The organism is Hydrogenophaga sp. GW823-FHT04C09 (assembly GCF_058796355.1).
Window position 1 is genome coordinate 134,909 of sequence record NZ_JBXAIO010000005.1, and the last position, 12,372, is coordinate 147,280.

Below are 12,372 nucleotides of genomic sequence, written 5' to 3' on the forward strand. Positions count from 1 at the left end.
GGTCCCCCCTCCGGGGGGAAGCCGCGTGAGCGGCGCAGGGGGGAGCCATTGGCACCATAACATGGGGCCAAATGGCCCTCGTTCCAATCCAATTGGCCCCCCACAATGAATGCCATTGTCTGGAGTCTTCATGAACAAGCCACCTTGCATGGTCTGGCTGCCTGCCGACCACCGCCTGATGGGCGATCACGGGCATCAGATGCCCTTTCTGTTGCTGGGTGACAAATACGCCCGGGCCGTCAAGGTCGGGGCGGACGCCCAGCCGGTGATGTTCCCGCTGGCCGACACCGGCCAGATCAGCGAACTGCTGGCCCTGGTGGACGGCGTGATGCTGACCGGCTCACCCTCCAACGTGCACCCCTCCCATTTCGACGAGGACGTGGCCGACCCCAGCCTGCCGCTGGATGCCGACCGCGACCTGCTCACGCTGGCGCTGGTGAAGGCCTGCGTGCACGAGGGCGTGCCGCTGCTGGGCATCTGCCGCGGTTTCCAGGAGATCAACGTGGCCCTGGGCGGCACGCTGCACCAGCGCGTGCACGAGGTGCCCGGCATGATGGACCACCGCGAACCCAAGACCGCGCCGCCCGACGAGCAGTACGCGCCGCGCCACGCCATCCGCTTCGCGCCGGGCAGCGTGTTCGAGGAGTGGGCCGGCGGCCCCGAGACGCAGGTCAACTCGCTGCACGGCCAGGGCATCAACCGCCTGGCCGCCGGGCTCGACGCCCTGGCGCACGCGCCCGACGGCCTGGTGGAGGCCTTCGGTGTGCGCGGCGCGCGCACCTTCGCCTACGCCGTGCAGTTCCACCCCGAGTGGCGCTGCTGGGAAACCCCTTTCTACGCCGCGATCTTCGAGGCCTTCGGCCGTGCCTGCCGCCAGCGCATGAACCTGCGCCTGCAGCACGCCGACCTCGCGCGCAGCGCCGCCAGCGCCAGCGCCTGACCGCCCCCCTTTTCGCTCTGCCGACCGCCTTACCCGAACGACAACACACCCACAGGAGATGGCACATGACAGCCCCCCAAAAGATGAGCTTCAACGATCTGGAGAACTGGCTCAACCAGAACCGCGTGACCGAAGTCGAGTGCCTGGTGCCCGACCTGACCGGCGTGGCGCGCGGCAAGATCCTGCCGCGTGAGAAGTTCACCGAGGACCGGGGCATGCGACTGCCCCAGGGCATCGTGGCCATGGGGGTGACGGGGGAGTTTCCGGCCAGCGGGCCGTACTACGACGTGATCGAGCCGACCGACCGCGACATGCAGCTGCGCCCGGACCCGACCACCGCGCGCATCGTGCCCTGGGCCACCGACCCGACGGCGCAGGTGATCCACGACTGCTTCGACCACGCCGGCAAGCTGGTGCCGTTCGCGCCGCGCAGCGTGCTGCGCCACGTGTGCGACCTGTTCGACGCCGAGGGCCTGGACCCGGTGGTCGCGCCCGAGTTGGAGTTCTACCTGACCGCGCGCAACACCGACCCGAACACGCTGCTCAAGGCCCCCATCGGGCGCAGCGGCCGCGCCGAGACCTCGCGCCAGTCGTACAGCATCGACGCGGTCAACGAGTTCGACCCGCTGTTCGAGGAGATCTACGACTACTGCGACAAGATGAAGCTCAACGTGGACACGCTGATCCACGAGGCCGGCGCGGGGCAGATGGAGATCAACTTCTTCCACGCCCACCCGCTGGGCCTGGCCGACGAGGTGTTCTTCTTCAAGCGCACGGTGCGCGAGTCGGCGCTGCGGCACGACATGTACGCCACCTTCATGGCCAAGCCGATCGCGGGCGAGCCCGGCTCGGCCATGCACGTGCACCAGAGCATCCTGAACAAGGCCACCGGCAAGAACATCTTCAGCAACGACGACGGCACGCCCTCCGAGGCCTTCTACCACTACATCGGCGGCCTGCAGCGCTACATCCCGGCGGCCATGGTGCTGGTGGCGCCCTACGTGAACAGCTACCGCCGCCTCTCGCGCCACACCGCCGCGCCGATCAACATCGAGTGGGGCCACGACAACCGCACGGTGGGCATCCGCTCGCCGATCTCCAGCCCCGAGGCGCGGCGCGTGGAGAACCGCGTGATCGGCGCCGACGCCAACCCGTACGTGGCGATGGCCATGACGCTGGCCTGTGGTTACCTGGGCCTGAAGAACAAGATCAAGCCCAAGCCCGAGATGAAGGGCGACGCCTACCTCTCGCCCTACTCGCTGCCGCGCAGCCTGGGCGAGGCGCTGGACTGGCTGCGCCGCGAGACCGACCTGCACGACGTGCTGGGCAAGGAGTTCATCACCATCTACACCGAGATCAAGGAGCTGGAGTTCGACGAGTTCATGAAGGTGATCTCGCCCTGGGAACGCGAACACCTGTTGCTGCACGTCTGAGTTTGAAAGAAGAGCCCCGCATGAACACCTCCACCCTCATCGCCCCACCCGCGCTGGTCCGCCGCGCCGAGCAGCAGGACACCAAGGCCATCCAGGCGCTGGACAGCGCGCACTTCATCCACCCCTTCACCGACCACGGTGACCTGGCCACGCGCGGCTCGCGCGTGATCACGCGCGCCGACAACATCTACATCTGGGATTCCGAGGGCGCGAAGATCCTCGACGCCATGAGCGGCCTGTGGTGCGTCAACGCCGGCTACGGCCGCAAGGAGCTGGCCGACGCCGGTTACCAGCAGACCATGACGCTGCCGTTCTACAACGCCTTCTTCCAGACCACCAACGTGCCGGCGGTGCAGCTGGCGACCAAGCTGGCGCAGCTCGCGCCGCAGGTGGGCGGGCGCAAGTTCGAGCACGTGTTCTTCAGCTCCAGCGGCAGCGAGAGCAACGACACCAACGTGCGCATGGTGCGCCGCTACTGGGACCTGCTGGGCCAGCCGCAGCGCAAGGTCATCATCAGCCGCCACAACGCGTACCACGGCAGCACCATGGCGGGCGCCTCGCTCGGGGGCATGAGCGGCATGCACGCCCAGGGCGACCTGCCCATCCCCGACATCGTGCACATCGAGCAGCCGCATTTCTTCGAGAACGCCAACCCCGGCGAGAACGAGGCCGACTTCGGCCTGCGCGCGGCGCGCTGGCTGGAGGAGAAGATCCTCTCCATCGGTGCCGACAAGGTGGCGGCCTTCATCGCCGAGCCGGTGCAGGGCGCCGGGGGGGTGATCATTCCGCCGGAGACCTACTGGCCGGAGATCCAGCGCATCGTGGACAAGCACGGCATCCTGCTGATCTCCGACGAAGTCATCTGCGCCTTCGGCCGCCTGGGCCACTGGTTCGCCTACGAGAAGTTCGGCATCCGGCCCGACCTGGTGACCTTCGCCAAGGGCGTGACCAGCGGCTACATCCCGCTGGGCGGCGTGATGGTGGGCGACCGCGTGGCCAAGGTGCTGATCGAGAAGGGTGGCGAGTTCAACCACGGCTACACCTACAGCGGCCACCCGGTGGCCTGTGCGGTGGCGCTGGCCAACATCGAGCTGATGGAGCGCGAGAAGCTGGTCGAGCGCGTGAGGGACGACACCGGCCCCTACCTGGCCGAGCGCTTCGAGGCGCTGGAAGACCACCCGCTGGTGGGCGCGGCCCAGACCTGTGGCTTCGTCGCCGGCCTGGTGCTGGTGAAGGACAAGGCCAAGAAGCAGATGTTCGACGAGGCCCTGGGCGTGGGCATGCGCTGCCGCGCGCACTGCTTCAGGAACGGCCTGATCATGCGCGCCGTGGGCGACCGCATGATCATCGCGCCGCCGCTGGTGATGACGCGCGCCCAGGTCGACGAGATGATGGACCTCATCCACCGCTGCCTGGATGCGACCCTGGAAGAGTTGCGCGCCGAGGGCCTGCTGGCCTGACCAGGGCCCGTTCGCACCTGGAAAAGTCGTGTGAACAGGCCCTAGAATGTTTTCCGGATATTCCACCAGCCCCGTGCCTGGTGGCGCTGTCCGGCGCTGGGTCTGAATATTGCTAGCACGTTCAGCCATGTCGGCCCCGCCCGGTTGAGTTCTTTCGGTCAATTACCTCCCTGGAGTGAGCAACACCATGAAAAAGCAAGTCCTGGTTCTGGCGATGTCGGCGATCCTGCTGGCCGCCTGTGGCAAGAAAGAGGAGCCCGTGGCCGCGCCCGCGGCACCGGCGCCTGTGGCGGCCGCCCCCGCCGCACCGGCCGGCCCGGTGCTGGACGATGAAAAGGTCGTCAACGTCTACAACTGGCCCGACTACATCACCGAGTCCCTGATCGCCGACTTCGAGAAGGAATACGGCGTCAAGGTGAACTACGACACCTTCGAGAACAACGAAGCGCTGCACGCCAAGCTGGTGGCCGGCAACTCGGGCTACGACATCGTGGTGCCCACCGCCGACTTCGGCAAGCGCCAGATCGAAGGCGGCCTGTACCAGCCCATCGACAAGAGCAAGCTCAAGAACTACGGCAACCTCGACCCCGACTTCATGAGCAAGATCGCCGGCGTGGACCCCGAGAACAAGTACCTGGTGCCCTGGGCCTGGGGCTTCACCACCGTGGGCATCAACAAGCAGAAGGTCGAGAAGGCGCTGGGCGGCATGCCCATGCCCGAGAACGCCTGGGACCTGGTCTTCAAGCCCGAGTACTCCAGCAAGCTCAAGTCCTGCGGCATCGCCTACCTGGACTCGCCCAGCGAGATCCTGCCGGTCGCGCTGCACTACGTCGGCAAGCCGGCCTACAGCGAGAACCCGGAAGACTTCAAGCTCGCGGGTGAGATGCTCAAGAAGGTGCGCAAGGACGTGCGCCTGTTCTCCAGCACCATGATCGACGACATCGCCGGCGGCAAGGCCTGCGCCTTCATCGGCTGGTCCGGCGACATCAACATCGCCGCCGGCCGCGTGAAGGAAACCGGTGGCAAGGACGAGATCGTGCCGCTGCTGCCCACCGGCGGTGGCCGCGTGTTCATCGACACCATGGCCATCCCCAAGGACGCCAAGCACGTGAACAACGCGCACGCCTTCATCGACTTCTACCTGCGCGCGACCAACGCCGCGGCCATGGCCAACGAGATGAACTACCCCACCGGCAACAAGGCCGCGCTGGCCGACATCAAGGACGAGGTGAAGAACAACAACACCATCTTCCTGGGTCCGGAAGACACGGCGCGCCTCATCCCCACCGGTGGCTTCTCCAACGACTCCCTGGGCGTGGTCAACGAAACCTACAACGCCTTCAAACGCGGCAAGTAAGCACCACCGTTCCCTTACTCAGGTAGAAGGGCCGCTCATCCTCCCCGGTTGAGCGGCTTTTTTTTGTTGGTCCAGCGAAGAAGAAACGGACATCCACATGGCAGACACAACGGGTTTTCTGGTGACCGAGAAACTGGTCAAACGCTTCGATGAAGCGGTCGCGGTCGACGAGGTGTCGCTATCGATCGGCAAGGGCGAGATCTTCGCGCTGCTGGGCAGCTCGGGCTGTGGCAAGTCCACCCTGCTGCGCATGCTCGCGGGCTTCGAGAAACCCACCTCCGGGCGCATCCTGCTCGGCGGCCAGGATGTGGCGGCCATGCCGCCCTACGACCGCCCGGTCAACATGATGTTCCAGTCCTACGCGCTGTTCCCGCACCTGGACATCTGGGAGAACGTGGCCTTCGGCCTCAAGCGCGAAGGCCTGCCCAAGGCCGAGATCCAGCAGCGCACCGACGAGATGCTGGCCCTGGTGCAGCTCACGCCGTATGCCAAGCGCAAGCCGCACCAGCTCTCGGGCGGCCAGCAGCAGCGCGTCGCGCTGGCGCGCAGCCTGGCCAAGCGGCCCAAGATGCTGCTGCTCGACGAACCGCTGGGCGCGCTGGACAAGAAGCTGCGCGAGCAGACGCAGTTCGAGCTGGTCAACATCATCGAGAAGGTGGGCGTGACGGTGGTGATGGTCACGCACGACCAGGAAGAGGCCATGACCATGGCCAGCCGCATCGCCATCATGAGCAAGGGCCGCGTGCTGCAGGTGGGCACGCCCGAAGAGATCTACGAGCACCCGAGCAACCGCTTCGTGGCCGACTTCATCGGCAACGTCAACCTGTTCGAGGGCCGGCTCAGCGTGGACGAGACCGACCGCTGCGCGGCCACCACCGGCATCGGGGAAATCCACGTCGGCCATGGCGTGAGCGGCACGCTCAACATGCCGGTGGCGATCGCGGTGCGGCCCGAGAAGATCGAGATCGGCAAGCGACGACCGGACGGCGCCGGCCCCAACCTGTTCACCGGCAAGGTCAAGGAGATCGCCTACTTCGGCTCCTACAACACCTACATCGTGCTGGCCACCGACGGCAGCAAGGTCAAGATCACCGAGGCCAACACCTCGCGCCACGACCTCTCCGACATCACCTGGGAAGACGACGTGTACTTCTGGTGGGACGACCGCGCCGGCGTGGTCTTGCGCGATTGACCCCCTGCGCCGCTTCGCGGCTTCCCCCTGAGAGGGGGACGGCGCGAGAGGCCCGGCGAAGCCGGTTCCTCCGCACCCCTGGACAGCGTGTTTGGTTCGCTTACTTTTGCAGGAACTTCGTATGGCCTCAATACCCCTTCCCGGCAAGCGCTTCGTGATCGGCGTGCCGTACGGCTGGCTGATCCTGTTCTTCTTCCTGCCCTTCCTGATCCTGCTGTACATCAGCTTCGTGGACATGAGCGGCGACATCAGCCCGTTCAAGCCCATCTGGGACCCGGTGAGCGGCATCCTGAGCCTGAAGTACGAGAACTACCTCTCGATCTTCCGCACCGAAGAGGGCGCGCCGCTGTTCCGCACGCTCTACATCGACGCCTACCTGCGCTCGATCTGGTACGCGCTGTGCACCGCCATCCTGTGCCTGATCATCGGCTACCCCTTCGCGTACTTCATCGCGCGCTCGCCCGCCAGCGTGCGCCCGGCGCTGCTGCTGATGGTGATGCTGCCGTTCTGGACCTCGTTCCTGCTGCGCGTCTACGCCTGGAAGGGCATCCTGGCCGACCAGGGCGTGCTCAACCGCCTCCTGATGTCGATCGGTCTGACCAGCGAGCCCATCCCCATGCTGTACACCAACGTGTCGATGCTGATCGGCATGACCTACGTGTACCTGCCGTTCATGATCCTGCCGCTCTACGCCAACCTGGTGAAGATGGACTTCCGCCTGCTGGAGGCCGCCTACGACCTGGGCACCTCACCGTTCAAGGCCTTCTGGCTGATCACGGTGCCGCTGTCCAAGGCCGGCATCGTGGCCGGCTTCATGCTGGTCTTCATCCCCTGCGTGGGTGAGTTCGTGATCCCCTCGCTGCTGGGCGGTCCGGAGAACCTCATGATCGGGCGCGTGGTGTGGGACGAGATGTTCACCGCCAACGACTGGCCGCGCGCGACCGCGCTGGCCGTGGTGATGATCGCGCTGATCGTGATCCCGCTGGCGCTGTACTACCACTACAGCAGCGATCCCGCCGAGAAGCGCTGAGGAGTCGGACCATGAAACAAGTCCTTGAAAAACACTTCGGCAAGTTCTGGCTGGCGCTGGTGTTCGCCTTTCTCTACCTGCCGCTGGTCTTCATGATCGTGTTCTCGTTCAACAGCACGCGGCAGGACGCGCGCTTCACCGGCTTCTCGCTGCGCTGGTACGAGGCGCTCACGCGCGACACCAAGATCGTCGAAGGTTTCTGGCTCTCGCTCAAGGTGGCGGCCATCACCGGCGTGCTCTCGGCGGTGCTGGCCACCTTCGCGGCGTTCGTGCTGGTGCGCTACCGGCGCTTCCTGGGCCGCACCGTCTTCAGCGGCATGGTGAACGCGCCGCTGGTGATGCCCGAGGTGATCATCGGCCTGTCGCTGCTGCTGCTGGCCGTGGGCGCGCAGAACCTGTTCGGCTGGCCGCAGCGCGGCATGCTCACCATCATCCTGGGCCACACCCTGCTGGGCATGGCCTATGGCGTGGTGGTGATCCAGTCGCGCCTGCTGGAGATGGACCGCTCGATCGAGGACGCCGCCATGGACCTGGGCGCCCGGCCGCACCAGGTGTTCTTCCTGATCACGCTGCCCAACATCTTCCAGGCCCTGCTCGCGGCCTTCCTGTTGGCCTTCACGCTGTCGTTCGACGACGTGGTGATTTCCGAGTTCCTCTCCGGCCCGGGCGTGAACACGCTGCCGCAGGTGATCTTCGGTTACGCGCGGCGCGGCATCAACCCGACCATCTACGCGGCGGCCACGCTGCTGATCGTGACGGTGACCATCGTGATCGTGAGCTATGCGATCTGGGTGGCGCGCGCCACGCGGCGGCGCGAGCGGGAGATCGCGGCGGCGCTCAAGAGCTGACGCGGCCCCGCTGCCGATGTCCAAGGCCACCTTCGGGTGGCCTTTTTGTTGGCCGGCCGGCTGAACTTTCATGGGGTGCCCCTCACTTGCCTCTGGTCCGTCTTCATCCCAGAGGAAACCATGAACACCGAGGACTACCAGAACCTCATCCGGCGCTTCTGTGAGCAGGAGCGGCTCGACCCCGACGATCTCTTGCGCGATGGCCTGCTCACCGTGGACGGGCGGCGCGTGGCCATCCATTTCGAGCCCGGCATCAGCGCCGATCACATCCTGGTCCGGGCCGAGCTGGGCGAGATCCCGGCCTTCCTCCGGCCTCAGTGCCATCGGTCCATGCTCACAGCCAACCATCGGTGGGGACTGGGCGGGACCACATTCAGCGTGCCGCCGGATTCGGAGGAAGCCGTGCTGACCTCCCGGTTAGCGGTCCATCCCTCCATGGCCGCGCCCGAGCTGCGCCACGCATTCGATGCGCTGGGTGTCTTGTTCAGGCATTGGTCCAACACCGTCGAAGACCTCCACCGCAACCTCTCACAACCCTGAAAAATCCCATGAACAGCAGCTTCCACATCGATCGGTCCGCCGCTCACATTCCCCATGCCATCGATCTCAATGAGGTGGCCTTGGAGGTGCCCCGGAATCTCACGGAGCCCCATAGAGAGGTCTCTCGGGAGGAGGTGGTGTCTCAACTGAGCCACTTGCCGGTCGACAACCCGCCGCGGTCGGGGATTGGCCTGTCGAGCGGTGCGGGGATCGTCCGCCATGAAACCCAGGTCAACCCGCCTGGTGGGTCGAGCGGACTTCCTGTGGTCATCGCCCAAGCGCGCAGCGATCAGCCGCTTGGCATGCCAGTCCTCACGAACAACCAATTGTCGGAGCGCCCGCGGGCGCGCAATGACGATTCCTACGAGGATCTTAAGAACAGCTGCCGCGAGTACTGGCAGTGCGTGGAAACGGACGATCGATGCGTTCAAAGAGCGCGCTGTTTGACGTTTCACGGCACATCCCTGGGACTGACCGTGGCCAGCGGCGGCGTGTACGCCGTGGGGCTCGGCGTGGTTTATTGCTGTGCGCTTTTCTGTCTCAGTGGAGGAAACCAGGGCGGCGGGAAAAATCCGTGCTTGCCCAAGACCTTCTCGAAGAGCTGTCTTCCGAGCTGCTGATCGGTTGAAGATGCCGGGTTCGGCCACCTTCGGGTGGTCTTTTTTCGGGTGACGCACTGGATCGTTGCCAGCTCGAAAAAGTGGATACGCAGTTCGTCGCGTTTCGGGCGTAGCATGGGGCCAATCCTTGGCCCAGCAACCCCGGAACCCGCTTCATGACCGACCTCTCCTTCGACGGCCGCGCCTTCATCAACGGCGAGCGCATCGCCGCGCGCGACGGACAGACCTTTGACTGCATTTCGCCGGTGGACGGCCGTTTGCTCACCGCCGTGGCGCGCTGCGGCGAGGCCGACATCGACGCGGCCGTGGCCGCCGCCCGCGCGGCCTTCGAGGACCGCCGCTGGAGCGGCATGGCGCCCGCGCAGCGCAAGCGCGTGATGATCAAGTTCGCCGAGCAGCTGATCGCCCACGCCGACGAACTGGCGCTGACCGAAACCCTGGACATGGGCAAGCCCGTGAAGTACGCGCGCAGCGTGGACGTGAACAGCGCGGCCAATTGCATTCGCTGGTACGGCGAGGCGGTGGACAAGGTGTACGACGAGATCGCGCCCACGCCCAGCACCGCGCTGGCGCTGATCACGCGCGAGCCGGTGGGTGTGGTGGGGGTGATCGTGCCCTGGAACTACCCCATGATCATGGCGGCCTGGAAGATCGCGCCCGCGCTCGCGGCCGGCAACTCGGTGGTGCTCAAACCGAGCGAGAAATCGCCCCTCACCGCGCTGCGCCTGGCCGAACTCGCGCTGGCCGCCGGCATTCCACCCGGCGTGTTCAACGTGGTACCGGGCTATGGCGCCGAGGCCGGCAGCCCACTCGCGCTGCACATGGACGTGGACTGCATCGCTTTCACCGGCAGCACGCGCGTGGGCAAGCAGATCCACGTGATGGCCGGGCAGAGCAACCTCAAGCGCGCCTGGACGGAGCTGGGTGGCAAGTCGCCCAACATCGTGTTCGCCGACTGCCCCGACCTCGATAAGGCGGTGGAGGCCGCGGTGGGCAGCATCTTCTTCAACCAGGGCGAGAGCTGCAACGCGCCGTCTCGGCTCTTCGTCGAGGCCTCGATCAAGGAGGCCTTCCTGGAGAAGGCCCTGAAGCTGGTGCCGCAGTACCAGCCGGGCAACCCGTTGGAGAAAAGCACCGTGATGGGCGCGATCGTGGACCGCACGCAGCTCGACACCGTGCTGCGCTACATCGACAGCGGCCAGCAGGAGGGCGCGAAGCTGCTCGCCGGTGGCGCGGCGGTCGAGCCCGTGAAGGGCGGTCTGTATGTGCAACCCACCATCTTCGACGGCGTGACGAACACCATGACCATCGCGCGCGAGGAAATCTTCGGCCCGGTGCTTTCGGTGCTCTCGTTCACCGACGCGGCCGACGTGGTCAAGCAGGCCAACAGCAACATCTACGGCCTGCAGGCCGCGGTGTGGACGCGCGACATCAACAAGGCGCACGGCGTGGCGCGCGCGCTGCGCGCGGGCACGGTGCACGTGAACTCCTACGACGAGGACGACATCACCGTGCCCTTCGGTGGCTTCAAGCAGAGCGGCGTGGGCCGCGACAAGTCGCTGCACGCCTTCGACAAGTACACCGAGACGAAAACCACCTGGATCCGGATCGACAGCCCCCTCTGAGGAGACCTGACATGAACGCACCGCAGAAAGCCGCCAACCTGAACGCCCCGCACACCAACGCCAGCTGGCACGCGCGCCGCCAGGCCGCCACGCCGCGCGGCGTGGGCGTGTTCGGCGACTTCTTCATCGAGCGCGCGAAGAACGCCGAGTTCTGGGACATCGAGGGGCGCCGCTTCATCGATTTCGCCGGCGGCATCGCCGTGCTCAACACGGGTCACGTGCATCCCAAGGTGCAGGCGGCGATCGCCGCGCAGCTGCAGCGCTTCACGCACAGTTGCTACCAGGTGGTGCCCTACACCGAGTACGTGGCGCTGGCCGAGCGCATCAACGCGCTGGTGCCGATCGACGGGCCGGTGAAGACGGCCTTCTTCTCCACCGGTGCCGAGGCGATCGAAAACGCGATGAAGATCGCGCGCTCGGCCACCGGGCGCACCGGTGTCATCGCTTTCGGCGGTGCGTTCCATGGCCGCACCATGTTCTCGGTCGCGCTCACCGGCAAGGTGCAGCCGTACAAGGCCGGTTTCGGCCCGTTCCCGCCCGAGATCTACCACGTGCCCTTCCCGGCCCAGGGCGCCTCGCTGGATGAGACGAAGCACGCCATGGAGCAGCTCTTCAAGTGCGACATCGAGCCCTCGCGCGTGGCGGCCATCGTTTTCGAGCCGGTGCAGGGCGAGGGCGGTTTCAACGTGATCCAGAAAGAGGCCGTGCAGTGGCTGCGCGCGCTGTGCGACCAGCACGGCATCCTGCTGGTGGCCGACGAAGTGCAGACCGGCTTCGCGCGCACCGGCAAGATGTTCGCCATGGAGCACTTCGGCGTGAGCCCCGACCTCATGACCATGGCCAAGAGCATGGCCGGGGGCACCACCTTGTCGGCGGTGAGCGGCAAGGCCGCCGTCATGGACGGCCCCGCGCCCGGCGGCCTGGGTGGTACCTACGCGGGCAACCCGCTGGCGATCGCGGCCTCGCTCGCGGTGCTCGACGTGATGGAAGAAGAGCAGCTGCCCGCGCGCGCGCAGAAGCTGGGCGACCAGCTCATCGCCCACCTGATCTCGCGGCGCGCCCAGCACAAGACGCGCATGGGCGACGTGCGCGGCCTGGGCGCCATGGTGGCCTGCGAGTTCGTCGACCCGGCCACCGGCGCGCCCGATGCCGAGACCACGAAGAAGGTGCAGATGGCGGCCCTGAAGCGCGGCCTGCTGTTGCTCACCTGCGGTGTGTACGGCAACGTGATCCGCTTCCTGTTCCCGCTCACCATCGAGGACAACGTGTTCGCCGAAGGCCTGGCCGCGTTCGATGCCGCGCTGGCCGAGGTGCTCGCTTGAGCCTG

General features: G+C 66.2%; 11 protein-coding genes. All 11 read left to right on the plus strand.

Annotated features, from left to right (window positions below; genetic code table 11):
- Window positions 1–130: 130 nt before the first annotated feature.
- The 11 genes from AC1Q9M_RS15480 to gabT all read left to right on the plus strand — a co-directional run bounded on the left by AC1Q9M_RS15480 (window position 131) and on the right by gabT (window position 12,367).
- A complete protein-coding gene (locus AC1Q9M_RS15480; RefSeq protein ID WP_382163580.1) occupies window positions 131–940 on the plus strand; it encodes a gamma-glutamyl-gamma-aminobutyrate hydrolase family protein in 810 nt (269 codons plus the stop codon).
- Between the two features lie 65 nt (window positions 941–1,005).
- Window positions 1,006–2,373 carry a glutamine synthetase family protein gene (locus AC1Q9M_RS15485; RefSeq protein ID WP_382163578.1) on the plus strand — a complete coding sequence of 456 codons (1,368 nt, stop codon included), beginning with the start codon at window positions 1,006–1,008 and terminating at the stop codon, window positions 2,371–2,373.
- A gap of 20 nt (window positions 2,374–2,393) precedes the next feature.
- Window positions 2,394–3,833: an aspartate aminotransferase family protein gene (locus AC1Q9M_RS15490; protein ID WP_444687805.1), complete on the plus strand. Its 1,440-nt coding sequence runs from the start codon at window positions 2,394–2,396 to the stop codon at window positions 3,831–3,833.
- A gap of 187 nt (window positions 3,834–4,020) precedes the next feature.
- On the plus strand, window positions 4,021–5,190 hold the full coding sequence (locus AC1Q9M_RS15495; protein WP_444687806.1) for an extracellular solute-binding protein: 1,170 nt from the start codon (window positions 4,021–4,023) through the stop codon (window positions 5,188–5,190).
- A gap of 97 nt (window positions 5,191–5,287) precedes the next feature.
- Entirely contained in the window at window positions 5,288–6,382 is a 1,095-nt protein-coding gene (locus AC1Q9M_RS15500) for an ABC transporter ATP-binding protein (protein ID WP_382322661.1), read from the plus strand.
- Between the two features lie 121 nt (window positions 6,383–6,503).
- Window positions 6,504–7,412, plus strand: coding sequence for an ABC transporter permease (locus AC1Q9M_RS15505; RefSeq protein WP_382322662.1), 909 nt, complete (start codon window positions 6,504–6,506; stop codon window positions 7,410–7,412).
- An 11-nt stretch (window positions 7,413–7,423) separates the two neighbouring features.
- Window positions 7,424–8,260, plus strand: a complete 837-nt coding sequence (locus tag AC1Q9M_RS15510; protein WP_382163568.1) for an ABC transporter permease — start codon at window positions 7,424–7,426, stop codon at window positions 8,258–8,260.
- A 120-nt stretch (window positions 8,261–8,380) separates the two neighbouring features.
- Complete coding sequence (locus AC1Q9M_RS15515; protein ID WP_382322663.1) at window positions 8,381–8,800, plus strand: type III secretion system chaperone family protein; 420 nt, start codon at window positions 8,381–8,383, stop codon at window positions 8,798–8,800.
- Window positions 8,801–8,808: 8 nt separating this feature from the next.
- Window positions 8,809–9,420: a hypothetical protein gene (locus AC1Q9M_RS15520; protein ID WP_382322664.1), complete on the plus strand. Its 612-nt coding sequence runs from the start codon at window positions 8,809–8,811 to the stop codon at window positions 9,418–9,420.
- A gap of 155 nt (window positions 9,421–9,575) precedes the next feature.
- Entirely contained in the window at window positions 9,576–11,045 is a 1,470-nt protein-coding gene (locus tag AC1Q9M_RS15525) for an aldehyde dehydrogenase (protein WP_382322665.1), read from the plus strand.
- 11 nt (window positions 11,046–11,056) lie between these two features.
- The gene (gene gabT / locus AC1Q9M_RS15530) at window positions 11,057–12,367 is read left to right on the plus strand and encodes a 4-aminobutyrate--2-oxoglutarate transaminase (protein WP_492434540.1); all 1,311 of its coding nucleotides are present in this window, start codon (window positions 11,057–11,059) and stop codon (window positions 12,365–12,367) included.
- Window positions 12,368–12,372 lie beyond the last annotated feature (5 nt).

Coding starts and splice junctions, on each gene's coding strand:
- AC1Q9M_RS15480 (WP_382163580.1), top strand. CDS start 131: ATGAACAAGCCACCTTGCATGGTCTGGCTGCCTGCCGACCACCGCCTG.
- AC1Q9M_RS15485 (WP_382163578.1), top strand. CDS start 1,006: ATGACAGCCCCCCAAAAGATGAGCTTCAACGATCTGGAGAACTGGCTC.
- AC1Q9M_RS15490 (WP_444687805.1), top strand. CDS start 2,394: ATGAACACCTCCACCCTCATCGCCCCACCCGCGCTGGTCCGCCGCGCC.
- AC1Q9M_RS15495 (WP_444687806.1), top strand. CDS start 4,021: ATGAAAAAGCAAGTCCTGGTTCTGGCGATGTCGGCGATCCTGCTGGCC.
- AC1Q9M_RS15500 (WP_382322661.1), top strand. CDS start 5,288: ATGGCAGACACAACGGGTTTTCTGGTGACCGAGAAACTGGTCAAACGC.
- AC1Q9M_RS15505 (WP_382322662.1), top strand. CDS start 6,504: ATGGCCTCAATACCCCTTCCCGGCAAGCGCTTCGTGATCGGCGTGCCG.
- AC1Q9M_RS15510 (WP_382163568.1), top strand. CDS start 7,424: ATGAAACAAGTCCTTGAAAAACACTTCGGCAAGTTCTGGCTGGCGCTG.
- AC1Q9M_RS15515 (WP_382322663.1), top strand. CDS start 8,381: ATGAACACCGAGGACTACCAGAACCTCATCCGGCGCTTCTGTGAGCAG.
- AC1Q9M_RS15520 (WP_382322664.1), top strand. CDS start 8,809: ATGAACAGCAGCTTCCACATCGATCGGTCCGCCGCTCACATTCCCCAT.
- AC1Q9M_RS15525 (WP_382322665.1), top strand. CDS start 9,576: ATGACCGACCTCTCCTTCGACGGCCGCGCCTTCATCAACGGCGAGCGC.
- gabT (WP_492434540.1), top strand. CDS start 11,057: ATGAACGCACCGCAGAAAGCCGCCAACCTGAACGCCCCGCACACCAAC.